General features: G+C 69.9%; 20 protein-coding genes and 1 riboswitch. Of the genes, 14 read left to right on the top strand and 6 right to left on the bottom strand.

Annotated elements, in window-relative coordinates; genetic code table 11:
* Positions 1 to 62 precede the first annotated feature (62 nt).
* The 5 genes from ACIRGA_RS10180 (at position 63) to ACIRGA_RS10160 (ending at position 4,529) form a co-directional block, all read left to right on the top strand.
* Positions 63 to 746: a M23 family metallopeptidase gene (locus tag ACIRGA_RS10180; RefSeq protein WP_400938927.1), complete on the top strand. Its 684-nt coding sequence runs from the start codon at positions 63 to 65 to the stop codon at positions 744 to 746.
* Positions 747 to 908: 162 nt separating this feature from the next.
* Positions 909 to 1,023, top strand: a riboswitch (SAM riboswitch).
* 32 nt (positions 1,024 to 1,055) lie between these two features.
* Positions 1,056 to 2,411 (top strand): aminotransferase class V-fold PLP-dependent enzyme, encoded by a 1,356-nt coding sequence (locus tag ACIRGA_RS10175; protein WP_400938925.1) that lies wholly within the window; start codon positions 1,056 to 1,058, stop codon positions 2,409 to 2,411.
* A gap of 19 nt (positions 2,412 to 2,430) precedes the next feature.
* Positions 2,431 to 3,018, top strand: a complete 588-nt coding sequence (locus tag ACIRGA_RS10170) for a hypothetical protein (protein ID WP_400938922.1) — start codon at positions 2,431 to 2,433, stop codon at positions 3,016 to 3,018.
* 24 nt (positions 3,019 to 3,042) lie between these two features.
* Positions 3,043 to 3,606, top strand: a complete 564-nt coding sequence (lspA, locus tag ACIRGA_RS10165; protein WP_400938920.1) for a signal peptidase II — start codon at positions 3,043 to 3,045, stop codon at positions 3,604 to 3,606.
* Positions 3,603 to 4,529, top strand: a complete 927-nt coding sequence (locus tag ACIRGA_RS10160; RefSeq protein WP_400938917.1) for an RluA family pseudouridine synthase — start codon at positions 3,603 to 3,605, stop codon at positions 4,527 to 4,529. The genes lspA and ACIRGA_RS10160 overlap by 4 nt, the downstream gene beginning before the upstream one ends.
* A 3-nt stretch (positions 4,530 to 4,532) precedes the next feature.
* Here the strand turns inward: ACIRGA_RS10160 and ACIRGA_RS10155 are convergent, their stop codons facing one another.
* A complete protein-coding gene (locus tag ACIRGA_RS10155; protein WP_400938915.1) occupies positions 4,533 to 5,543 on the bottom strand; it encodes an AsnC family protein in 1,011 nt (336 codons plus the stop codon).
* A gap of 136 nt (positions 5,544 to 5,679) precedes the next feature.
* Here ACIRGA_RS10155 and ACIRGA_RS10150 point away from each other — a divergent pair, with 136 nt between their 5' ends.
* From ACIRGA_RS10150 to ACIRGA_RS10135, 4 genes are all read left to right on the top strand, one after another.
* Positions 5,680 to 9,003, top strand: a complete 3,324-nt coding sequence (locus ACIRGA_RS10150) for a DUF885 domain-containing protein (protein ID WP_400938912.1) — start codon at positions 5,680 to 5,682, stop codon at positions 9,001 to 9,003.
* A 37-nt stretch (positions 9,004 to 9,040) separates the two neighbouring features.
* Positions 9,041 to 10,081 carry an LLM class F420-dependent oxidoreductase gene (locus tag ACIRGA_RS10145; RefSeq protein WP_016335913.1) on the top strand — a complete coding sequence of 347 codons (1,041 nt, stop codon included), beginning with the start codon at positions 9,041 to 9,043 and terminating at the stop codon, positions 10,079 to 10,081.
* 213 nt (positions 10,082 to 10,294) lie between these two features.
* Positions 10,295 to 11,251, top strand: coding sequence for a Ppx/GppA phosphatase family protein (locus ACIRGA_RS10140; RefSeq protein ID WP_400938909.1), 957 nt, complete (start codon positions 10,295 to 10,297; stop codon positions 11,249 to 11,251).
* Between the two features lie 39 nt (positions 11,252 to 11,290).
* On the top strand, positions 11,291 to 11,470 hold the full coding sequence (locus tag ACIRGA_RS10135; RefSeq protein WP_400938906.1) for a hypothetical protein: 180 nt from the start codon (positions 11,291 to 11,293) through the stop codon (positions 11,468 to 11,470).
* A 4-nt stretch (positions 11,471 to 11,474) separates the two neighbouring features.
* Here ACIRGA_RS10135 and ACIRGA_RS10130 read toward each other — a convergent pair whose 3' ends face one another.
* Genes ACIRGA_RS10130 through ACIRGA_RS10120 form a run of 3 tightly spaced genes read right to left on the bottom strand, consistent with a single transcriptional unit; the run spans position 11,475 to position 15,159 of the window.
* Positions 11,475 to 13,835, bottom strand: coding sequence for a glycoside hydrolase family 65 protein (locus ACIRGA_RS10130; RefSeq protein WP_400938904.1), 2,361 nt, complete (start codon positions 13,833 to 13,835; stop codon positions 11,475 to 11,477).
* Positions 13,832 to 14,566, bottom strand: a complete 735-nt coding sequence (locus tag ACIRGA_RS10125) for an HAD family hydrolase (protein WP_400938902.1) — start codon at positions 14,564 to 14,566, stop codon at positions 13,832 to 13,834. Before ACIRGA_RS10125 ends, ACIRGA_RS10130 begins: the two co-directional genes overlap by 4 nt.
* 11 nt (positions 14,567 to 14,577) lie before the next feature.
* Positions 14,578 to 15,159, bottom strand: coding sequence for a TetR/AcrR family transcriptional regulator (locus ACIRGA_RS10120; RefSeq protein ID WP_400938900.1), 582 nt, complete (start codon positions 15,157 to 15,159; stop codon positions 14,578 to 14,580).
* Between the two features lie 72 nt (positions 15,160 to 15,231).
* On the opposite strand from ACIRGA_RS10120, the gene ACIRGA_RS10115 reads away from it, so the two are divergent.
* On the top strand, positions 15,232 to 15,738 hold the full coding sequence (locus ACIRGA_RS10115; protein WP_400938897.1) for a PaaI family thioesterase: 507 nt from the start codon (positions 15,232 to 15,234) through the stop codon (positions 15,736 to 15,738).
* Positions 15,739 to 15,754: 16 nt separating this feature from the next.
* Here ACIRGA_RS10115 and ACIRGA_RS10110 read toward each other — a convergent pair whose 3' ends face one another.
* On the bottom strand, positions 15,755 to 16,957 hold the full coding sequence (locus ACIRGA_RS10110) for an ROK family protein (protein ID WP_037344942.1): 1,203 nt from the start codon (positions 16,955 to 16,957) through the stop codon (positions 15,755 to 15,757).
* Positions 16,958 to 17,164: 207 nt separating this feature from the next.
* Positions 17,165 to 17,893: a zf-HC2 domain-containing protein gene (locus ACIRGA_RS10105; protein WP_400938894.1), complete on the bottom strand. Its 729-nt coding sequence runs from the start codon at positions 17,891 to 17,893 to the stop codon at positions 17,165 to 17,167.
* Positions 17,894 to 17,951: 58 nt separating this feature from the next.
* Between ACIRGA_RS10105 and sigC the strand changes: the two genes are divergently transcribed.
* The 4 genes from sigC to ACIRGA_RS10085 all read left to right on the top strand — a co-directional run bounded on the left by sigC (position 17,952) and on the right by ACIRGA_RS10085 (position 22,812).
* Positions 17,952 to 18,521, top strand: a complete 570-nt coding sequence (sigC, locus tag ACIRGA_RS10100; RefSeq protein ID WP_400938892.1) for an RNA polymerase sigma factor SigC — start codon at positions 17,952 to 17,954, stop codon at positions 18,519 to 18,521.
* 179 nt (positions 18,522 to 18,700) lie between these two features.
* A complete protein-coding gene (locus tag ACIRGA_RS10095) occupies positions 18,701 to 20,947 on the top strand; it encodes a molybdopterin cofactor-binding domain-containing protein (protein WP_400938889.1) in 2,247 nt (748 codons plus the stop codon).
* 26 nt (positions 20,948 to 20,973) lie between these two features.
* Complete coding sequence (locus tag ACIRGA_RS10090; protein WP_007030011.1) at positions 20,974 to 21,429, top strand: (2Fe-2S)-binding protein; 456 nt, start codon at positions 20,974 to 20,976, stop codon at positions 21,427 to 21,429.
* Between the two features lie 141 nt (positions 21,430 to 21,570).
* The gene (locus ACIRGA_RS10085) at positions 21,571 to 22,812 is read left to right on the top strand and encodes a PucR family transcriptional regulator (RefSeq protein WP_400938886.1); all 1,242 of its coding nucleotides are present in this window, start codon (positions 21,571 to 21,573) and stop codon (positions 22,810 to 22,812) included.
* Positions 22,813 to 22,815 lie beyond the last annotated feature (3 nt).

The following is a 22,815-nucleotide window of genomic DNA, read 5'->3' as shown; positions in this document are numbered from 1 at the left end:
TTACTTTCCCGGCAATCGACTCCATCGAATGGGTGAGTGTCGCGGGGTAAGGAGTACGCAAGGTGACGAAACTTCCTGTGCGGTTCGCCGGTCTGGGGGTCACCGCCGCACTCGTCGGGGTGGTCCTCGCGGCCCCGACGGCGACCGCGGCCGGGGCCTTTCCCGCGTTCGGGCTGCCCTTCGACTCGGGCCAGTCGGTCTACTCGGCGGGGATCCACTCGGACAACGGGAACTCCGGCGTGAAGAACGCCATCGACTTCAGCCCGGGTGACAAGACCGTTCGCGCGCCGCTGGCGGGCACCGTCCGGATCCAGCACTGCTCCGGCGGCGACTGGGTGACCGTCGACCACGACGGCGGCTGGCGCACCGGGTATTACCACATGGAGAACATTTCGGTCACCGACGGCCAGAAGGTCGTCCCCGGCGACGCCCTCGGCCGGACCGGCAACGCGCTGCCCTGCGGTGGCAGCAGCACCGGCGCCCACGTGCACTTCACCCTGTGGACCTTGCCCACGGCCGCCGCGCAGGGCGGCGACTCGCGCGACTTCGGGGTCGGCGCGGGCAACTGGAACGGCAAGTCCTACGACGAGGTCTCGACCGAGGTCGCCGAGGCCTACGGCGAAGCCGTCGACGGCAAGACCTTCGGCGGCTGGCAGTTCACCGCGGGCACCGATCAGTACTCCGGTACCGCGACCGAGCTCTCCTCCCGCGCGACCATCGGGCTGCCCGGCCGATTCCGGGTCTGACCTGCAGCGTTTAGTCCTCTGAATGCGGTACTTGCGCGTGCATCTACCGCGTTCAGAGGACTAAATGCCGGGTTCTGCCCGCTCGCGGGACACGTGAGCGGCGTCTCAAGATGCGGACGAGGGCTGGCTCGATCGCTCGCCCATCCGCTAACTTCGTCCGTAGGTCACGAGTGTCAGCGTCAAGCCCCGGCTAGCTGACCGGCAACCCTCCTTCCGCGGTGGGGTGCCCCGGGTGAGGACCTGGCTCGTCGCGAGGTGCGACGGGCAAGCGCGGGATCCTCGTCGGGTCCCCTGGCCCGGAGGATGACGATGACCCTCGCTCTCGAACGCCCCAGCACCCCCGCTGAAACCGTTGCCACGCACGAAATCCCGACGGTCGCTTGCGCCGATCTGCGGGTTCCGCTGGTGACCGGCGGCGACATCGGATACGCCAACCTCGACCACGCGGCGAGCGCCCCCTGTCTGGACAAGGTCCGCGCGGCCGTCGACGAGTTCCTGCCCTGGTACGCCAGCGTCCACCGCGGCGCCGGGTTCGCCTCGCAGGTCTCCACCAAGCTTTACGAGCGCACGCGCGGAATCCTGCGGGACTTCGTCGACGCGCGATCGACCGACACCGTCGTGTTCACCCGCAACACCACCGATTCCTTCAATCTCCTCGCGCGCAGCCTGCCGAAGCACACGTCGGTCGTCGTGTTCGACACCGAGCACCACGCCGCGCTGCTGCCGTGGAAGGGGCCGAACGTCCGCCGGGTGCAGACGCCGCGCACCCGCCTCGCCGCGGTGTCCGCTGTGGACGAAGCGCTCGCGGACTGCCCGCAGGGCCCGCGGCTGGTCGTCGTCACCGGTGCGTCCAACGTGACCGGTGAACTGTTGCCGGTCAAGGAGATCGCGGCCGTCGCGCGGCGGCACGGTGCCCGGATCGCGCTCGACGCGGCGCAGCTCGCGCCGCACCGCAAGATCTCGATCCGGGATCTCGACGTCGATTACGTCGCGCTGTCGGGGCACAAGCTGTACGCGCCGTTCGGTGCCGGCGCGCTGATCGGCCGCGCCGACTGGCTGCGCGCGGCTCAGCCGTACCTCGCCGGTGGCGGTGCGACGAAGCTCGTCACCCGTGATTCCGAAAACCTCGGTGTGGTCTGGAATTCCGGTGCCGAGCGGCACGAAGCCGGTTCCCCCAACACCGTCGGCGTCTACGCGCTCGGTGTCGCCTGCGAGACGCTGGCCGCGAATTGGGACGGCATCGTCGCCCATGAAGAAGAACTGCTGGCGCGACTGCGCCGCGGCCTCGCCGCCATCCCCGGATTCGCCGAACTGCGGTTGTTCGACGCGCCTGTCGACCGCGTCGGCACGCTCAGCTTCATCGTCGAGGGCTTCGACCCCGGCTGGCTCGCCGCGGTCCTTTCCGCGGAGTACGGCATCGGCGTGCGGGACGGCGCGTTCTGCGCGCACGTGGCGACGAAGCGGCTGATCGCCGTCGCCGGATCGACGGGCCAGCAGGCCGTGCGCGTCAGCGTCGGCCTCGGCAGCACCACCGAACACGTGGACCGGATCGTCCTGGCGCTGCGCCAGATCGTCGCCCGCGGCGCGCGCTGGCAGTACGAGAAGCCGGAAGGCCGTTGGGTGCCGGAGAACGATCCGCGCGAACTGCCCCCGTTCTGCGCCTGAGCCACTACCCTCACCCCGCATGGGGAATGAGCGACCGCGTTACTGGTTTCCGCTGGCGCTGCTGGGATTCGCCCAGCTGGCGGTGGTGGCCCTGTCCGTCGGCACGCGCCGGCCCGAGGGATGGTTCGCCTACGTGCCTTACGGGAACGGCGGCATGTTCGGCTCCGTCCAGAATGCGGGGGAACCCCTGACAGCGGTTTCGGTCGTCGGCATGAGCAGGATGGACAACTGGCTGTTCGCCGTCTTCGTGGTCTACCTCGGCACGGTGCTCTTCTATGCCCTTCGAACGAAGACCATGAGCTGGTGGAAGGTCGCCGGGATCGCGCTCGGCGGGTTGATCGCCATCGCGCTGGCCGATCTGGTCGGGTACTGGGAATTCGAAATCGACGGCGACACCCGCAGCGCGATCCTGCTGACGCTGGGCCTGGTTCTGCTCGCCTGGCTGGAACGCAGCGTGCTGGTGCTGGTCGTGGCGGCGGCGTTCGGGCTCTGCGCGGTCGTGCCCGCGCAAGGACAGCTCGCGCTGGTGCTGTCGTCACTGGTCGCGCTCGCCGGGGCGTTCGCGGCCCTGCTGAGCAGGCCGAAGACGGCCGCCGAGGAGTCCTGAACACGCTCAGTGGACAATGGGGGAGTGAGTACAGAGCCCGAAACCGCGCCACCGTCGCCGCCGCTGCCCAAGAAGCGCGTCGCCGTGGTGTTCGTCGTCGCCGCGGTGCTGTGGGGGATCGACCTCCTCACCAAGCAGATCGCCGTGTCCACGCTCGAGGGCGAGCAGCCGGTCGAGTTCCTCGGCGGACTCGTGTACTTCCAGCTGGTGCGCAATCCCGGTGCCGCCTTCTCGATGGCGACCGGGCTGACCTGGGTGCTCGCGCTGGTCGCGATCGCCGTCGTGGTCGCCATCGTCTGGCTGTCCCGGCGCCTGCGCTCGGTCGGCTGGGCGATCGGCCTCGGCCTGGTACTGGCCGGCGCGCTCGGCAACCTGACCGACCGGATCTTCCGGGCCCCCGGCCCGCTGCAGGGGCACGTGGTCGACATGATCTCCGCCTTCGCGCCGAACGGGCAGGGCTGGGCGATCTTCAACGTCGCCGACGCCGCGATCTGCGTCGGCGGTGTACTCATCGTGATCCTTTCCTTGCTGGGCAAGGACTACGACGGAACATCCACAAAGGACAAGAAGAAGGCGGCGACCGAATGAGCGCGCGCATGCTGCCCGTCCCCGACGGGCTCGACGGAATGCGCGTCGACGCGGGGCTGGCGAAACTGCTGGGGCTTTCCCGCACCGTCGTGGCGGAACTGGCCGAATCCGGCGAGATCTTCCTCGACGGCAGGCCGGCCGGGAAGTCGGACCGGCTGACCGCCGGCGGACTGCTCGAAGTGACGCTGCCCGACCCGGCCTCGGCCATCGAGATCGTCGCGGAGCCCGTCGAGGGTATGAAGATCCTGCACGACGACGACGACATCGTGGTGATCTCGAAGCCGGTCGGCGTCGCCGTGCACCCGAGCCCCGGCTGGACCGGGCCGACCGTCGTCGGCGGGCTCGCCGCCGCCGGGCTGCGCATCGCGACCTCGGGCGCGGCCGAACGCCAGGGTGTCGTGCACCGGCTGGACGCCGGCACCACCGGCGTGATGGTCGTGGCGAAGAGCGAGCACGCGTACACCGTGCTGAAGCGGGCGTTCAAGGAGCGCACCGTCGACAAGGGCTACCACGCCATCGTCCAGGGCCACCCGGACCCGACGCGCGGCACCATCGACGCGCCGATCGACCGGCACCCCCGGCACGACTACAAGTTCGCCGTCGTCCAGGGCGGACGGCCCAGCGTCACGCACTACGAGGTCGTCGAGGCCTTCCGCGCCGCGTCGCTGGCCCAGATCAAGCTGGAGACCGGGCGCACGCACCAGATCCGCGTGCACTTCTCGGCGCTCAAGCACCCGTGCGTCGGTGACCTGACCTACGGCGCCGACCCGGTGCTGGCGCGCAAGCTCGGGCTTTCCCGGCAGTGGCTGCACGCGAAGACGCTCGGGTTCGCCCACCCGTCCGACGGGCGCTGGGTCGAGTTCGAGTCGGAGTACCCGGACGACCTGGCGAACGCGCTGCGGATCCTGCAGGACGAGAACTAGGCGCTAGTCGTCGATCGACCAGGTCAGCGTGCGCTCGTCGGGCTCCGGCCGCGGTGACCAGCGCACGGCGACCACGCGGGTGGCGTCCGGCAGCACGTAGACGGTGTGCCCGCCCAAGGTCTCCCCGGGCCGGACGCCGATCTTGTGCGGCGGCCGCGAGGTCAGCGAGACCGGCGCCTTCGCGATCGGCTTGCCGTCCGCGGTGAGCAGTTCGAGGTAGTTGTCCGGGAGCGACACGAACGGGATGTTCCCGCGGTTCGTGATCTCGGTGTGCACCACGACCGACCGTTCCCCGGCCTCCAGCGAGTAGCCCGCCGCGCTGAACAGGTAGTCCGCCGGGTCCTGGACCTCGAGCAACTGGACGGTGAGCTGCTCGCCCTCCAGGCCCTGGGTCTCCATCACGTCCCCCGTCCGGCCCTTCTTGCCCTCCGGGACCGCCTGCGGCGTGACCTGCTGTTCGTCGCCGCGCGCCCAGGACGCGGTCTGAGGGACGCCCCAGGTGCTCATCACCGGGTCGGCGGGCGCCATCGGCGGCGGGGCGAACTGCTGCTGCGGCGGGCCGGGCGGACGCGGCGGCGGCTGGGGCGGGGCCATCGGCTGGCGCACCGGAGCCGACGGCGGGCCGGGGTAGCGGCCCGAAGGCGTGCCGTGCACGTTGTACGCGCCCGAAGGTGTCCCCTGGACGTTGTACGGACCCGAGGGGGTGCCCTGGACGTTGTGCGGCCCGGAATGCCCCGGCGGACGCTGGGGCTGTTGGGGCTGCGGAGGTTGTTGGGGCTGCTGAGGCTGTTGAGCCCACGAAGGCGGCGAGCCGGCGATGGCGGATCGTAGCCCGTTCGGGTCGCTCTCCACGCCCACGAGCAGGGGCAACCCGCTTCCCGAGAGGGCGACCAGGCGGTACGCGACCTCGCGCGGATCCATCCCGACCTTCGCCGCGAGTTCGTGTACGGCCGCCTTGCCCAGGTCCGCGAGGGCGGCGAGCAGGCGGATGTCCACGGGATCGGTCACGGCCACGTCCGGGAACGCTACCGTCTCGCCTCCGGCGCCGCGGGGAGAGGCCGCCCGAGCGCGGCAAAACCCGGCTTCGGTAGTACGCGCTCTCCATTAGGGTCGGGGATACCGCTTCCGCCGACCCCTGGGGAAAGAAAACATGAGCGAAGTCTCCGCCCTCGCCGACGAGTTCGTCGAAGCCCTCTTCGACGCCGAGCCGGTCATGCCCGCTTTGCAGGGCTTCCGTCCGGAATCGACCGGGCTCACCGATCTCAGCGAGGCCGCGGGAGACGCTTTCCGCGCGCGGCTGGCCGGGCTCGCCGAGCGGGCCGAGGCACTCGCCACCGACGGTTTGAGCGCGGAGGAGAAGACCACCCGTGACGTCCTGATCGCGATGGCGCGGGCGAGGATCGCCCTGCTGGACTCGCGGTTCGTCGAGTTCACCATCAGTGACCTGTTCATCTCGCCCGCCGCCGAGGTGCTCACCGTCCTGCCGATGATGTCGATCGGGACGGGTGCGCAGGCGGAGGCGCACCTCGGGCGGATCGCCGCGATCCCGGAGTACCTGCGGCAGGCCGCGCAGCGGCACCGGGACGGCGTCGCCCGCGGCCTGGTCCCGGTCGCCTACCTGGTCGACGCCGCCGTCGCGTACCTCGACCGCCACCTCGCCGAGCCCTCGGCCGATCCGCTGCTGCGCCAGCCCGCGCCCGACGAGGATTTCGAGACCCGCCGCGCCGACCTGCTGCGCGACACCGTCCGGCCCGCGATCGCCGAATACCGCGAGGTGCTCGCGAAGGAGATCGCGCCGCACGGCCGTCCCGAGGACAAGCCCGGCGTCTGCTGGCTGCCCGACGGTGAGCGCCTCTACGCCCTGCTCGCCGAGATGCACACCACGACCGTCCGCACCCCGCGTGAGCTGCACCAGACCGGTCTCGACGTGATCGCCGGCCTCGCCGACGAATACCGCGAGTACGGCTCCCGGGTCTTCGGCACCAGCGACCTCCAGGAGATCTTCACCAAGCTCCGCACCGACCCGGCCCTGCGCTGGTCCGGCGCCGAAGAGATGCTCGACTCCGCCCGCGCGGCCATCACCAGGGCCGAGGCCGAGGCGCCGACCTGGTTCGGCCGGATCCCGCCGCAGCCGTGGACGGTCGAGGCGGTCCCCGCCGAATCCGCGCCCGGCGCGCCCGCCGCGTACTACATGTGGGCCGCGGTCGACGGCTCTCGCCCCGGCATCTACTTCGCCAACACCCACAAGGCGGAGGAGCGGTTCCGGCACGCGGCCGAGGCGACGGCGTTCCACGAGGCCATCCCCGGCCACCACTTCCAGCTGAGCCTCGCGCAGGGGCTCACCGAGCTCCCGGTGCTGCGCCGCATCGGCGACTTCACCGCGTACGCCGAGGGCTGGGGCCTGTACACCGAGCGCCTCGCCGACGAGATGGGCCTGTACTCCGACGACGTCGCGAAGCTCGGCATGCTGACCATGGATTCGATGCGCGCCGGACGGCTGGTCGTCGACACCGGGCTGCACGCGCTGGGCTGGAGCCGCCGCCAGGCCATCGACTTCCTCACCGAGAACACGCCGATGGCGCCGGTGGAGATCGAGTCCGAAGTGGACCGGTACATCGCCTTCCCCGGTCAGGCACTGTCGTACATGGTGGGACGGCTGGAGATCCAGCGCATCCGCGCCGAGGCCGAGCTGACGCTGGGCAGCCGGTTCGACATCAAGGCCTTCCACGACGTCGTGCTCGGCGGCGGTTCGCTGCCGCTTTCGGTACTCGACGGCGTGGTCCGCGACTGGGTCGCCGCGCACGGCGACACCCCGAACGGCCTCGCCGAAGAGCTGATGGAGCTCAAGTTCGAAGAGCTCCCGCTGTGGCGCTCCCTGCTCGGGCTCCCCGGGGACCACGGCGCGCTGCCCGACCCGAGCGCGGAAGCCTCGGCCGCACAGCGCGCGGCCGCGGTCGCCATCGCCGAGCGGGCCGAAGCCCTTGCCACCGAAGGACTTTCCCCGGCCGAAGCGGTCACCCGCGAGGTCGTGATCCAGCAGGCGAAGGCGATCGTCGACGTCATCGATTCGCGGGCCGCGGAGTTCTCGGTCAGTGACGGGCTGGCTTCGCCCGCGCTCTTCATGCTCAACGAGCTTTCGGTGCTGTCGCTGAACGACGAGGAAAAGGTCCGCGGTTACCTGAAGCGGCTCGAAGGACTCGGCGGTTACCTGGACGCGCTGATCGTGCGCCAGCGCGCGGCGGCGGCCGACGGGCTGGTCCCGCCCGGCTTCCTCGTCGAAGGCGGGATCGCTTATGTGGAGCGCTATCTCGGCGACGAGGCGGGGGACCCGCTGGCGCTCACCGCGTCCGTTTCGGTGGAGGGCTACGAAACCGAACGCGACCGGCTGCTGGCCGAGGTCGTCCGGCCCGCGTACACGCGGTACCGCGACTTCCTCGCCGACGAGCTGCGTCCCGTGGCGAAGCCCGAAACCGAGCCTGGTCTCTGCGCGCTCCCCGGCGGGCAGGAGAAGTACGCCGCGCTGATCCGGGCGCACACCTCCACCGAGCGCACCGCGCGGGAGCTGCATGACACCGGACTCGACATGATCGCGAAACTGGCCGACCAGTACCGCGAGCTGGGCGGGAAGATCTTCGGCACCAAGGATCTCGAGGAGATCTTCGAGCGGCTGCGCACCGACCCGGCCCTGCGCTGGCGGGACGGCGACGAACTGCTCGACGCCGCGCGTGACGCCATCACCCGCGCCGAGGCCGTCGCCCCGCAGTGGTTCTCGACCGTGCCCGAGGAGCGATGCCAGGTCGAGCCGGTGCCGCCCGCGGAGGCACCCGGCGGCACGCTGGCGTACTACATCGAGGCGGCGCTCGACGGTTCGCGGCCGGGCACCTACTACGCGAACACCCACGAGGCCGAGCAGCGCCCGAAGCACACGAGCGAGGCGATCGCCTTCCACGAAGCCGTTCCGGGGCACCACTTCCAGATCTGCATCGCGCACAAGCTCAAGGGCCTGCCGATGTTGCGCGGGCACGCCGACGTCAACGCCTACGTCGAAGGCTGGGGGCTCTACTCGGAGCGCCTCGCCGACGAGATGGGCCTGTACTCGAGCGATCTGACCAGGTTCGGCATGCTCACCCAGGATTCGATGCGTGCCGGACGGCTGGTCGTCGACACCGGGATGCACGCGCTCGGCTGGAGCCGTCAGCAGGCCGTCGACTACCTGGCCGAGAACACGCCGATGGCCAGGGTCGAGATCGAGGCCGAGATCGACCGCTACGCCGCCGTTCCCGGGCAGGCGCTGTCGTACATGGTGGGACGGCTGGAGATCGAGCGGATCCGTGCCGAGGCCGAGGCCGCGCTCGGCGACCGGTTCGACATCAAGGGTTTCCACGAGGTCGTGCTGAGCAACGGGATCCTGCCCTTGCGGGTGCTGGACGCCGTGGTGAAGGACTGGGTGGCCGCCCAGGACCTCGCCGTCTAAGCTAAGCGAACGCTCAGTAACTTGTGAGGAGATGTCGATGAGGATCGGGACCGCGATCAGCTACGCCGGCGGGTTCGCCGAGAGCGTGGCCGACATCGTCGAGCTGGAGAAGGCCGGACTGGACATCGTCTTCGTCCCCGAGGCCTATTCGTTCGACGCGGTCAGCCAGCTCGGCTACGTCGCGGCGAAGACCGAACGCGTCCAGATCGCCTCGGGCATCTTCCAGATCTACACGCGGACGCCGACGCTGACCGCGATGACCGCCGCCGGGCTCGACTTCGTCTCCGACGGCCGCTTCACGCTCGGCATCGGCGCCTCCGGTCCGCAGGTCATCGAGGGTTTCCACGGCGTCAAGTACGACGCGCCGCTCGGGCGCACCCGCGAGATCATCGACATCTGCCGTCAGGTGTGGCGGCGGGAGAAGGTGGTGCACTCCGGTACGCACTACTCGATCCCGCTGCCACCCGAGCAGGGCACGGGCCTGGGCAAGCCGCTGAAGCTGATCAACCACCCGGTGCGCGAACGGATCCCGATCCTGCTGGCGTCGATCGGCCCGAAGAACGTCGCGCTCACCGCCGAACTCGCCGAGGGCTGGGAGCCGATCTTCTTCCACCCCGAGAAGGCGGCCGACGTCTGGGGCGCGTCGCTGGCCGAGGGCAAGGCGAAGCGCGACCCGTCGCTGGGCGAACTGGACACCTTCGTCGGCACCGCGCTGGCGATCGGCGACGACGTCGAAGGGATGCTGGACCACCTTCGCGGCATGCTGGCGCTCTACATCGGCGGCATGGGCGCGCGCGGTAAGAACTTCTACAACAGTCTCGCCCAGCGGTACGGCTACGAGGCCGAAGCGAAGCTCATCCAGGACCTCTACCTGGACGGCAAGAAGGAAGAGGCCGCCGCGGCGGTGCCGAAGGAGCTGATCAGGGCGATCTCGCTGATCGGGCCGGAGGGCTACGTCAAGGAGCGGCTGGCCGCCTTCCGCGAGGCCGGTGCGACCACGTTGGTGGTCAACCCGCTTTTGCCTGGTCGTGAGGCCCGCGTGGCGCAGGTTTCGAAGCTGCGCGAACTCATCGACTAGCACGTCTAGGCACGCAGAGGGGCGACGAACCTCTCACCTGTATCGATACGGTATACTTGACCAGCGCCGGTATATCCCTTTCGTGGTCAAAAAACGGCCTCCCGGTGGAAAGAGAACGTGAATTACGCCTGAACGGCGGGGAAATCCGCCATTATCAGGAGTGAAAGCGAGATCTCGGGGGAATCCGTTCGCGACGAAGGTGAGGTGCCTCGCGTGCGCAAGCAGATCGGCGAGCCGTCCGCCGCGGTCCTGGACGTCGGGTCGTTCAGTGCACGGCTGGTGGTCCTGGCCAAGGGTGGTTCGCCACTCGACCCCGTGCTGAGCCACCAGACGCGGCTGCGGCTGGACAGGGAACTCGACGATGACGGGAACCTGACCCGGCGTGGCATCGACGCGGTCTCGTCGGCGGTCGAGGCGGGGATGACCATGGCCGCCAAGCACGGCGTCGAGGACGTCTTCCCGCTCGCCACCTCTTCGATCCGTGACGCGGCCAACGTGAAGCAGGTCGTCCGCGACGTCGCGAAGGCCACCGGGGTCGAGCTGCGGTTCCTCACCGGCCGCCGCGAGGCTGAACTGGCCTACGTCGGCGCGCGCCGGTGGTACGGCGCTTCCGCCGGACGGCTGCTCGTGCTCGACATCGGCGGCGGGACCGTCGAGCTCGCCGCCGGGGACGCCGAGGAGGCCGGGTTCGCGCACTCTCTGCCACTCGGCGCGCGCTCGCTGACCCGGGACTGGTTCGCCACCGAGTGCCCGTCACCCAAGGTCGTGCGGGCGATGCGGGATCACGTGCTCGACGAGGTCCGCGACGCGATGCAGGACGTCCTGCCGCGGATCCGCGACCATCACGCCGTCGGCTGCTCCAAGGTGCTGCGGCAACTCGCCCGGCTCGCCGGCGACCGGCCGTCCCGTGCCAGGGAACTGCACCTCGACGACCTCCGCGCGTGGATCCCGCGGCTGGCGAAACTGCCCGCGAAACGCCGTGCCGAGCTGCCGGGCATCTCGCGGCAGCGCTCGCATCAGGCGCTCGCGGGCGCGATCGTCGCCGAGGCGTTGCTGACGCTCGCGGGTGGCCAGGTCGCCATCTGCCCGTGGTCCACCAGGGACGGTTTGCTGCTCGGCATGCTCGACGGGCTGGTCACGCTGGACGGCAAACCGGCGAAAGCCGCCTGAGGACTGGCGCATCCGGCCGCGAGCGGGTACCCCGGACACATGAGGGAAAGCAAGAAGAGCTTCGGGCAGGACGACGAAGAAGACCTCGACGACCTCCGCGGGATCCAGCCGAAGACCGACGTGCCGAGCGCGCCCAACCGTGACGTCGGGCCGCACGGGACCAAGGAGGTCGACGGTGTGCCGGGCGGCGGCGAGGTACCCGTCGAGCCCCCGGACTGAGCGATCAATCGTCCTTCGGCTGCCTCCGCACGGGAGCGCGTCCCGCGGGCTGCGTCGGCGCCGGGCCCGGATCGAGCGCCGGGATCGGCAGCCGCACCGGCTCGGTGGTCACCGTGAACGTCTCGCCGTGATGAGCCAGCTCCAGCGGTTCCCCGGTGATCACGTGGTAGGTCGCGCCCTCGCCGTCGATCTCGACCTGGAACCGGGTGCCGCGGAAGGTCAGCCGGAACGCGATCCTCCGCAGTTGCGGCGGCAGCCTGGGCGCGAAGGTCAGCCGCCCGCCGTAATCCCGCAGCCCGCCGAACCCGGCGACGGTGCCTTGCCACGCACCCGCCAGCGAGGCCAGGTGCAGTCCGTTGCGGACGTTGTTGTGCACGTCGTGCAGGTCGGTGAGCGCCGCCTCGGCGAGATAGTCGTAAGCCAGGTCGAGATGCCCGACCTCGGCCGCCACCACGGCCTGCGTTCCCGCGGACAGCGAGGAATCCCGCACGGTGATCGCCTCGTAGTAGGCGAAGTCGCGTGCCTTCTCCTCAGGTGTGAAGGAATCTCCGCACAGGTGCAGCGCGAGCACCAGATCGGCCTGTTTGACCACCTGTTTGCGGTACAGGTCGAAGTACGGGAAGTTCAGCAGCAGCGGGTAGAAATCCTGGTCCGTGGTCTCGAAATCCCACTCGTCGTGCTCCAGGAACCCTTCGGACTGCGGGTGGACGCCGAGATCCTCGTCGTAGGGCACCAGCATCGAGTCGGCCGCCTTGCGCCACAACGCGACCTCGTCCTCGCCGACCTCGAACCGCCGGGCGATGTCGTCGTGCTGGCCGACGATCTCGGCGGCGTAGAACAGGTTCCGGCGGGCCATCAGGTTCGTGTAGACGTTGTTGTCCGCCACCGCGGAGTACTCGTCCGGGCCGGTGACACCGTCGATCCGGAACCGGCCCCGCCGGTCGAAATGCCCGAGCGACAACCACAACCGCGCCGTTTCGAGGAGCAGCTCCGCGCCGCAGGTCCGCATGAACTCGTCGTCGCCGGTGGCGTTGAGATAACGCACGACGGCGTCGGAGATGTCCGCGCTGACGTGGAACGCCGCCGTGCCCGCCGGCCAGTACGCCGAACATTCCGCGCCGTTGATGGAGCGCCAGGGGAACGCGGCGCCGCGTAAACCCAGCTGTGCCGCCCTTTCCCGTGCTTTGTCCAAAGTGGAGTGCCGCCAGCGCAGCGCGTCGCGGGCGGCGTCCGGGATGCTGTAGGTGAGCACGGGCAGGACGAAGGTCTCCGTGTCCCAGAACGCGTGCCCGTCGTAACCGGGGCCGGTCAAACCCTTGCCCGCCAACGCCCTCGTCTCACCGCGGGCTCCGGCCTGCAGGAGATGGAAGAGCGCGAACCGCACGGCCTGCTGCAGTTCCGGATCACCTTCGATCTCGATGTCCGAGGTCTCCCAGAAGTCGTCGAGGAACTCCTTCTGTTCGGCGAGCAGTCCCTTCCAGCCGGTCTGCCGGGCCCCGGCAAGCGCGGCCTCCACCTGCGCGCGCACGGCGGGCACCGAACGCTGCGCGGACCATCCGTAGGCGAGGAACTTCGTGATCCGCAGCCGCCCGCCCTTGGGCACGTCGACGGCGATGGTGAGCCGCGCCAGGTCTTCCTCGGCCTCGATATGCGTGCGCACGCCGTCGGAGACGTCGATCTTGTGGTCCATCGCGGCGGCCATCCGCAACCCGGATCGCCGGGTCTGGTGCACCAGCACCGCGTGATACGCCTCCGCGTGGTGGTATTCGCCGATCAGCGGCGACTCCAGCGCCGCGGCGACCCGCGGATCGCGCGTGTCCGACTCGATCGGTTCGTTCGCCAGCAGATCCGACTGCACCACCAGCTGGAGATCGTCGTCGAGGGGCTCGACGTCGTACCGGATCGCGGCGACCGCACGCTGGGTGAAGGAGACCAGGCGTTCGGTCTTCACCCGCACCCGGCGGCCGGTCGGGGAAGACCAGACGGTGTCGCGCGCGAGGGTGCCCTTGCGGAAGTCGAGCACCCGGTCGTGCTCGGTCGCCTGGCCGTAGCGCATGTCGAGCGGTTCGTCCTCGACGAGCAGCCGGAGGATCTTGCCGTCGGTCACGTTGACGACGGTCTGGCCCTCTTCGGGGTAGCCGTAACCGGTTTCCGCGTAAGGAAGATCGTGCTGTTCGTAGAAACCGTTGAGGTAGGTGCCCGGCAGGCCGCGCGGCTCCGCCTCCTCCAGCGTGCCGCGCAGGCCGATGTGCCCGTTGGACACCGCGAACGCCGATTCGGTGCGCTGCAACGCGTCGACGTCCATCCCGTGCCAGCGCAGCTCCCAGGGCGCGACCTCGTAGCCGCGGAAAAGCGATTCCGTCACTTGCGGTCCTCCAGGAGTTCGGCGAGGTCGTCCACCACGACGTCGGCACCGTGCGCGAGCAGTTCGCCGGCCTGGTGCGCGCGGTTCACCCCGACCACGTAACCGAAACCGCCGTCCTTGCCCGCCTGCACGCCCGCGAGCGCGTCCTCGAAGACGGCCGCGTTCTCCGGCGCGACACCGAACGCCTCGGCGCCGGCGAGGAAGGAATCGGGGGCGGGTTTGCCGCGCAGGTTCTTCTCGGCGATCACGATTCCGTCGATGCGCGCTTCGACGAACTTGGTCAGGTCGGCCGCGTCGAGCACCTTCGCGCCGTTGGCCGACGAGGTGACGACGCCGATGCGCAAGCCGGCCGCCTTCGCCGCCTCCAGATACCGGACGGAACCCGGGTACGGCGTCACCCCTTCTTCGTCGATGATCTTCAGCACCAGCTGGTTCTTCCGGTTCCCGACCCCGTTGACGGTGGCGGCGTCGATGTCGTCGTCGGGGCTCCCCTCGGGCAGCTCGATCCCGCGGGAGGTGAGGAAGGTGCGGACGCCGTCGGCCCTCGGCCTTCCGTCGACGTAGGCCGCGTAGTCGGTGTCGGTGAACGGCGAGAACGCGTCGCCGTCGCGGGCGCGCAGGAACTCGTCGAACGTGCGCTTCCACGCTTCGCGATGCTGGGCCGCGGTTCCGGTCAGCACGCCGTCGAGGTCGAAGAGACAGGCCGTGATGGTGTCGGGCAGACCGATCATGCCTCCGAACGCTACCCCCGCTCGCCGGTACTCGCGCGGGTCACGAGTGCGACGTGTCGCGCGGCCCGTTCCAGCGGTTCCGGTGACCGGCGGACCCGGCTCACCAGCAGTGCGCCCTCGAGGTTGTTCATGATGGCCGTGGCGACGTCTTCGGGATCCTCGACCTCACCGATATCACTGAGCAGTTCGACGAGCAGTGTGTGCCAGGCGGCGAACGCGTCCTGGCACGCCTTGGTGATCGCGGGCGAGGCGTGCGCCATCTCCAGCGTGATCGTGGCGAGCGGGCAGCCGCCGCGGTAGTCGTCGGCGGCCAGCGCCTCACCCGCCTTGCGATACCACCAGGCCACGGCGTCTTCGACGGTCTCGTTGCGCTCGAAGGCGCGGCGGACCGTCTTCGCCACGACGGCGGTGCCGAGCTCGATCGCGGCGACCGCGAGCTGCTCCTTGCCGCCGGGGAAGTGGTGGTACGCCGATCCCCACGGCGTCCCGGCCTGCTCGACCAGCCGCCGCCACGAGGTCGCCTGGTAACCCTCGCGGCGGAAGAGCGTCATCGCGGTCGAGATCATCCGCTCGCGAGTGGTGGTGTCGGACACGTGTCCCAGCATAGCCCTTGACTAGGACGATCGTCTTAGGAAAGCCTAGGACGACCGTCTTAGGAGGCAGCCATGACCATCGACGTCACCGGAGAGACCAGGCAGAAGACCGTGACCTGGCAGGATCCGCTGCCCACCGCCCGGCTCGGCCGGGAGCTGTCCGGGCTCGAGTACCTGTCCGGCATCGCCGAGGGCCGGATCCCGCCGCCGCCGATCTCGGCGCATTTCGGCATGCGCTGGGTGAGCGTGGCCGAAGGGGACGTCGTACTCGCCGCGACGCCGGACGAGTCGCTCTACAACCCGATCGGCACCGTGCACGGCGGGGTCGCGGCGACCATGCTGGATTCGGCGGTGGCGTGTGCGGTGCATTCGACCTTGCCCGCCGGTGTCGGGTACACCTCGGTGGAGCTGAAGGTGAACTACCTGCGCGCCATTTCCGGTTCGGTGGGGGAGATCCGCGCGCACGGCTGGGTGGTGAAGGCCGGTTCGCGCGTCGCGTTCGCCGAGGGCGACATCCGCGACGGGCAGGGCAAGGTGCTCGCGACCGCGTCGAGCACCTGCCTGATCATGCAGCCCTAGAACACTTCCGCCCGGCTCAGGCCGCGCCGACCTTGCGTTCGAAGACCAGGCCCTCGGCGGCGCGCAGCCCGACGCTGATCGCCCCGGTCAGCACCCCGTCGTCGCCCAGTTCGCCCTGGACGACCGACGGGACCAGGGGAGTGAACGAGCGCAGCGCGCGGTCGATCGGGTCGAGCAGCAGATCGGCCGCGGTGCCGATCCCGCCGCCGAGCACGATCAGTTCGGGGTCGATCACCGCCGCCACCGACGCCACGGTGTACGCGAGCCTGTCGGCCTCCGCTTCGACGGCGCGCAGCGCGAGCTCGTCACCGTCGCGGGCGAGCCGGAAGACCTCGCGGGCGGATTTCGCCGTGCCGAGGCCGAGTTCACGCGCGCCGCGCACGACGGACTGCGCCGCCGTCGCCTCTTCGAGGTGGCCGCGGACCGGCGGGGCGTCCTCGCCCTCACTCGCCGCGTGGGACTGGCCGTAGGGCAGGTAGCCGATCTCGCCCGCCGCGCCCGTCGCGCCGCGGAAGACCTGGCCGTTGACCATCACGCCCATCCCGACACCGGTGCCGATGGTGATGCAGCCGAACACGGACGCGCCGCGCGCGGCACCGCGTTCCCATTCGCCGACGGCGGTGAGGTTCGCGTCGTTCTCGACCATGAGGTCCGGGCCGAGGACGCCTTCGAGTTCGTCGAGCAGGCCCGCCTTGCCCCAGCCGGGCAGGTTCGGCGCGTGCCGGAAGCAGCGTTTGTCCGGGTCGGCGACGCCAGGCGAGCCGAGGACCCGCACGACGATGTCGGCCTGGGACAGTCCCGCTTCGCGCACGGTCGCCGCGGCGAGGGCGCCCACGGCGCTGACGAGCGCGGTGCCCGAACGCGAGGTGTTCCGCTCGTCACGGCGGGCGACCACGGTGTGGCCGAGATCCGAGACGGCGACGCGGAGATGCTCGCGTCCGATGTCGACACCGAGGACATAGCCTGCCGTGGGATCCGCTTCGTAGAGGACGGCGGACCGGCCGGTGCCGGTCGAGGTGTGCCCGGTCGCCCTGGCGAGGCCGGCCGCTTCGAGGGCCAGTAACGCTTGGCTCACCGTGGGTTTCGAAAGACCGGTGTCCTTGGCGACCTGAGGCCGCGTCGCCGGGCCGCTGCGGCGCAGGAGGTCCAGCACGGCGCGCTGATTGATCTTCCGCATCCCGGCGGGGGTGCCGACGGGCGGGTTTTCTGCGCCAACCACGAGCTTCGCCTCCTGTCGAACCAAGGTGTTCCACCAAAGTTATCCGCCTCCGGCCGCAAATGGGCAAGAAGGTTTACATTCGATGGTCCCAGGCGACGATAAAGGTGTCCGCGGCACGAATCGCGCACGCCGCGCGCGAAAAACCGTGATTCACCCGGTATCCGGACGCGTGCTCCCAGTGACCGGTAATGGTCTAGACCAGAAGAATCAGGCCACGTGACGGCTCGCGGGCCGCCGGAAACCCCTGTGCTGGCGGGGCCGTTCGGGGGCTTCTCCGGTTTCGTGATCCGTTTCCGCGGTGAGGGAACCCGGATAGTCGGCCGTCGTCGCCGGGCTGGGGCGGTTGCGCAGCCGGTGCTGCCGGTTGACGACGTAGAGCAACAGAAGGCCGGCGACGACCAGCCCGTGGGTGAGCACCCGCCCGGCGGTGACCTGCCCGGTGACGAGGTCGCCTGCCGACAACGCCAGGAGAAGCGCGACGAAACCGGTCAGCGCGGGCAGTTGCCCGGCCGCCGCCTTCGTGCGGACGGCCGCCCAGCCGAGTCCCACGCCGACGGCGAGGTTCCACGCGCTGCTTTCGTGGGAAAGGTGCCCGATCAGGGATTCCGTGCCGTGGCCGGCGGTGTGGTCTTCGACGCCCAGCAGCTGGGCGAAGGCGAGGCCGAGCTGCGCGATGGCGACCAGCGCGAGCGCGATCCTGGCGGGCCAGCCCTCGCTCGGCGGGGCGGGAGTGCGTTCGAGGATGACGGCGGTGAGGTCCGGGACCGGGGGCGCCGGGCGCAGCAGCATCGTCCGGTGCAGCCGTTCGGCGCGCGAGAGCCAGGACCGGCAGGCGGCGCAGCCGGCCACATGCCGATCGACCACCTCGGGCGGGGCGGGTTCGGTTTCGCCGTCGAGCCGGGCCGACAAGGCCTCGCGGCAGGTCTCGCACTTCACATCTCATTTGTCGGGCGCGGGCCTGCCCCGGTTCCCGCGACGCTGCTACGTTTCTCGTATGGCCGGGCCGCGCAATCATGACGACGAGCGGGTGACCGAGCTCGCTCTCGCCGCCGCCCGCGGCGACCGGCGGGCACTCGAGGACTGGGTGCGTGCCACCCAGGCCGACGTCTGGCGCTTCGTCGCGCACCTCGCCGACGTCGGCGCCGCCGACGATCTCACCCAGGAGACGTACCTGCGCGCGTTCGGCAGCCTGCGCCGGTTCGCCGGCCGGTCCTCCTCGCGGACCTGGCTCCTGTCGATCGCGCGCCGCGTGGTCGTCGACCGCATCCGGGCGGCTTCGGCGCGCCCGAAGCTCGCCGACGTCGACTGGGAGGCCACCGCCGAACGCCGCGGCGCCCGCCAGGCCGAGCGGTTCGCCGGGTTCGAAGACCTGGTGGAACTGCGGATGCTGCTAGACGGGCTCGACCCGGAGCGGCGTGAGGTCCTCGTCCTCACCCAGGTGCTGGGGCTTTCCTATGCCGAGGCCGCCGAGATCTGCGGCTGCCCGGTCGGCACCGTGCGTTCGCGCGTCGCGCGCGCCCGCGAAGACCTGCTTGAAGCGGGCCGGGAGCGCGACTCCATCTAGGGCTCGCTGTGGCGCGTCACACATTTGGGCTTGTCCGCTGTCACCTCGTCACACACATGGGCTGACACGACTACTCCGCGTTGACTAGGCCGAATGCCGATGCCTAGCGTGTCGCCATCCGACCCCAGGCCGCGCGAGGGTTCCCGCCTTCTCCGCGCGCTCTCGAAGGGATCTTCCCGATGGCCAGTCCCACCACTGGAACGCCAGGCGAGACCCAGGACCCCGGAGGCCTCGGCCGCCGCCGGTTCCTGACCTTCCTCGTCGCGGCGCCCACCCTCACGATCGCCACGAAGATCGGGATCGACACCGTCGCGCCCGAAGAGGCCGAAGCCGTCATCCCGACGCCGCCCGGCCCGGCCGAGATCCTCGACCTCGGCGACGTGCTGATCCTGTCGAACGCCCCCACCGCCAACCTGCTCGTCCTCGAAGTCCGCGAAGACGGCCGGGTGCGGCTGGAGCTGCCGCGGACCGAGGTCGGCCAGGGCATCACCACGGCGAACGCGATGCTGGTCGCCGAAGAGATGGACCTGCCGCTCGACCGGGTCGACGTCGTCCTCTCCGACGCCCGGTCGGAACTGCTGTTCAACCAGCTGACCGGCGGTTCCAACACGATGCGCTCGCTCTACACCCCGGTGCGGACCGCGGCGGCCGCCGCCCGCGCCCGCCTGGTGGCGACCGCAGCGCAGCAGTGGGGTGCCAAGGCGGACCGGCTGTCCACCAGGGACGGCGCGGTGATCGCGCCCGACGGCCGCCGTGCCGGCTACGGCGCCCTGGCCAAGCCCGCCGCGCGCGCCGACCTCGGCAAGCTCACCGCGACCCCGAAGGCGGAGTCCACGCACAAGCTGGTCGGCACGCCGCAATCGCGCAAGGACGCCCGCGCGATGGTCACCGGGCAGCTGAAATACACGCTCGACCTCGACATCCCCGGCGCGAAGCCGGTCATGGTCCGCCGCCCGCCGACGATCAACGGCACGGTCGCGAAGGTCAACAACGAGGCCGCCGTGCGCGCGATGCCCGGCATCATCGACATCGCCGTCATCAAGACCGGCGTCGCGGTGATGGCCGAGACCTTCGGCCAGGCTCTGGACGGCAAGAACGCCCTCGACGTCAGCTGGAACGGCGGCACCGTCGACGGTGAGAACAACGCGACGATCAAGAAGAAGCTGCAGGCCGCGGCGCTGCCATTCGTCGTACCGCCGCTGCTGACCCAGTACGTCGACGGCGAGTTCGACTTCGCCTTCGCGAGCCACGCCCCGCTGGAGACCAACTCGGCGGTCGCCGACGTCCGCGAGGACAGCGCGACCATCTGGTCCGGCATGAAGGTGCCGATCCTCGCGAAGCAGAACATCGCGCAGGAGCTCGGACTGCCGGAGAACAAGGTCACCGTGCACGTCCAGCAGGCGGGCGGATCGTTCGGCCGGAGGCTGTTCTCCGACGGCGCCATCGAAGCCGCGCGCGCCTCCAAGGCGTTCAAGCGCCCGGTGCGGCTGATGTGGAGCCGTATCGACGACATGCGCCACGGGCGCGCCCGCGCCGCGAGCCACCACAAGATCCGTGCCACCTTCGCCCTCGGCCAGGTGCTCACCTTCGAACACCGCGTCGCCAGCGTGGAGACCGACTGGAGCCACGGGCTAGGAGAGGTCCTGACCGCATTCGCCGCCGAACTCCCGGTCGGTGGCAACCTGAGCTTCGCGCAGACGGTGTTCCTGCTGACCGTGAAGTCGCCGTACAACTTCGGCGTCACCACGCAGCTGCTCAACGAGGTGCCGGTGGACTTCCACACCGGTGCCTGGCGGTCGGTGTACTCGTCGAGTACGCGCGGCGCTGAAGAGATGATGGTCGACGAGATCGCCGCGAAGCTCGGCAAGGACCCGGTGGAGTTCCGGCGCGAGTTCATCAAGAACGACCGGCAGCGCGCCGTGCTGGACAAGGTCGCGGAACTCGGCGAGTGGGGCAAGCAGATGCCCAAGGGCTTCGCGCAGGGTGTCGCCGTGCACGGCGAATACAAGTCGTACACTGCCTGCCTCGTCGAAATGGACGCCCGCGACCCGAAGAAGCCGCGTGTCACCAAGGCGACCATCGCCGTCGACGTCGGCAAGCCGATCAACCCGCGCGGGATCGAGGCGCAGATGCTCGGCGGCCTGACCGACGGCATCTCCACCACGCTGACCGCGGGCCTGCACATCGACAAGGGGCTGCCGCTGGAAGGCAGCTACTCGCAGTTCCACTACGCACGGCAGAAGAACTCGCCGATGGACGTCAAGGTGTTCGTGATGCCGGAGACGGGCGAGATCGGCGGCGCCGGGGAGCTCGGCGTGCCCGCGCCGGTCGGTGCGATCGGGAACGCCTACGCGCGCGCCACCGGGATCAAACCGCGCAGCTTCCCGATCAACTTCCCCGTCGACTTCGAACCCTTCCCTCGCTGACTTTCCTTCCCCGCCAAGGAGTTCCGATGCCCAATTACACCTTCACGGTGAACGGGAAGACCGTCACCGTCGACGCGCCCGCGGATCTGCCCATGCTGTGGGCGCTGCGGGACAAGCTCGGCGTCCGCGGCCCGAAGTACGGCTGCGGGATCAACGTCTGCAAGGCCTGCACCAGTCATCTCGACGGTGAGGCGTTCAACCCGTGCGTGACGCCGGTGTCCGACTGCTCGGGCAAGGAGGTCACCACGATCGAAGGCCTCGCCGACGGCGAGGACCTGCACCCGGTGCAGGAGGCCTGGCTGGAGCAGGACGTCGCGCAGTGCGGCTACTGCCAGCCGGGGCAGATCATGGCCGCGGTGGCGCTGCTGAAGAAGACGAAGAACCCGACCGACGCCGAGATCGACGCGATCCAGAACGTCTGCCGGTGCGGCACCTACTTCCGGATCCGCGAAGCCATCAAGAGCGCGGCCGCGAAGATGTGAAAATACCGCTGGTGCGGCGGGAATCCCGATTTCCCGCCGCACCGGCGGAGCCATGCGGCTTCGACAGGCCACCTCCGGGGAAGTCGTGTTAGATGACGGCCCCAGGGACTCGACGAGGAGTCCCTGCCCCGGAGGACGTCCATGCACTACGAAACTGTGCTCCGCGAAGGCTCGGCCGTCATCGTCGCCGAACTGGCGGGTGAGGTCGAAAAGCAGCTGCCCGGGCTCATCGACGCCACCGTCGAGCAGATCCGCGCCGAAATGCCGGTGTACCGCGAAGCGCGGTTCGTCACCCTCGCCGAACTGCGGACGTCGGTGCGGAACAATCTCGAGTTCGTCATGCGGACCCTGCGCGGCACGGAGGAACCCGATCTCGCGCAGGCGCGGGCGACCGGGCGCGCGCGGGCGCTGCAGGGCGCGCCGCTGCCGGAACTCCTGCGGGCCTATCGGATCGGGCTCACCGAAGTGTGGAACCGGTTCGTCGAACTGACCGCTTCGGGCGACCATCAGGACCTCCGCGGCCTCGTCGCCGCGACGTCGGCGATCTGGGCGCTGATCGACGACTACGCCGAGGCGCTGACCACGACCTACCGCGACACCACCGCCGAAGTCATGCTGGCGCACCAAAGCCGGCGCTCGGCGTTGGTCGAGGCGCTGTTCGCCGGCGGCGCGGCCACCGAAGGCACGCTGTGGGACATCGCGCGCGTGCTGGAACTCTCGCTCGACGGGACGTATGTGGTCGTCGCGGCGGAAACCCCGCGTGTCGGGCACGAACCGTTGCCACAGATCGAAAACCGGCTTCGCGAACGACATCACGCGTCCGCCTGGCGGCTCACGCCCGACCTGCAGGTCGGTGTCGTCTCGATGCGGGATCCGGCGGCGTCCCAGGTGATCATCGGGCTGCTGCGGGAGAACCAGACCGGCCGGATCGGCGTCAGCCCGGTGTTCACCGGCCTCGGGAACACCTCCCGCGCCCTGCATCTCGCGCGGGTCGCGCTCTCCAGCATGATGCCGGGGACGACGGGAATGGTGCAGTTCAACGAATCCCCGCTCGCCGGTCTCGTCGCCAGCGCCCCGGAGGCGTCGGTCCAGCTCGCGCACCACGTGCTCCGGCCGATCCTGGACCTGCCCGGCGACGACCGGAACGTGCTGCTGCTGACGTTGCGGGCGTGGTTCGAATGCCAGGGCTCCACGAAGCTGACGTCGGAGCGGATGTTCTGTCACCCCAACACGATCCGGCACCGCCTGAAGCGGATCTCCGAGGAACTGGGCCGTTCGCTGACCGATCCGGCCGACATCGCCGAACTCGGCGCGGCCCTGCGCGCGCTCCACATGTTCCCGGACACGTCGCATCTGCCCTCGCCGAGGGGTCCGCTGCGCTAGGTT

The organism is Amycolatopsis sp. NPDC102389, assembly GCF_044765885.1.
Lineage (GTDB): Bacteria > Actinomycetota > Actinomycetes > Mycobacteriales > Pseudonocardiaceae > Amycolatopsis.
The sequence above is the reverse complement of the archived record's forward strand: the minus strand, read 5'-3'. Positions and strand labels throughout refer to the sequence as shown.

Coding starts and splice junctions, on each gene's coding strand:
- ACIRGA_RS10115 (WP_400938897.1), top strand. CDS start 15,232: ATGACCATCGACGTCACCGGAGAGACCAGGCAGAAGACCGTGACCTGG.
- ACIRGA_RS10085 (WP_400938886.1), top strand. CDS start 21,571: ATGCACTACGAAACTGTGCTCCGCGAAGGCTCGGCCGTCATCGTCGCC.
- ACIRGA_RS10145 (WP_016335913.1), top strand. CDS start 9,041: ATGAGGATCGGGACCGCGATCAGCTACGCCGGCGGGTTCGCCGAGAGC.
- ACIRGA_RS10090 (WP_007030011.1), top strand. CDS start 20,974: ATGCCCAATTACACCTTCACGGTGAACGGGAAGACCGTCACCGTCGAC.
- ACIRGA_RS10175 (WP_400938925.1), top strand. CDS start 1,056: ATGACCCTCGCTCTCGAACGCCCCAGCACCCCCGCTGAAACCGTTGCC.
- ACIRGA_RS10095 (WP_400938889.1), top strand. CDS start 18,701: ATGGCCAGTCCCACCACTGGAACGCCAGGCGAGACCCAGGACCCCGGA.
- ACIRGA_RS10170 (WP_400938922.1), top strand. CDS start 2,431: ATGGGGAATGAGCGACCGCGTTACTGGTTTCCGCTGGCGCTGCTGGGA.
- ACIRGA_RS10150 (WP_400938912.1), top strand. CDS start 5,680: ATGAGCGAAGTCTCCGCCCTCGCCGACGAGTTCGTCGAAGCCCTCTTC.
- sigC (WP_400938892.1), top strand. CDS start 17,952: ATGGCCGGGCCGCGCAATCATGACGACGAGCGGGTGACCGAGCTCGCT.
- ACIRGA_RS10125 (WP_400938902.1), bottom strand. CDS start 14,566: ATGATCGGTCTGCCCGACACCATCACGGCCTGTCTCTTCGACCTCGAC.
- ACIRGA_RS10135 (WP_400938906.1), top strand. CDS start 11,291: ATGAGGGAAAGCAAGAAGAGCTTCGGGCAGGACGACGAAGAAGACCTC.
- ACIRGA_RS10160 (WP_400938917.1), top strand. CDS start 3,603: ATGAGCGCGCGCATGCTGCCCGTCCCCGACGGGCTCGACGGAATGCGC.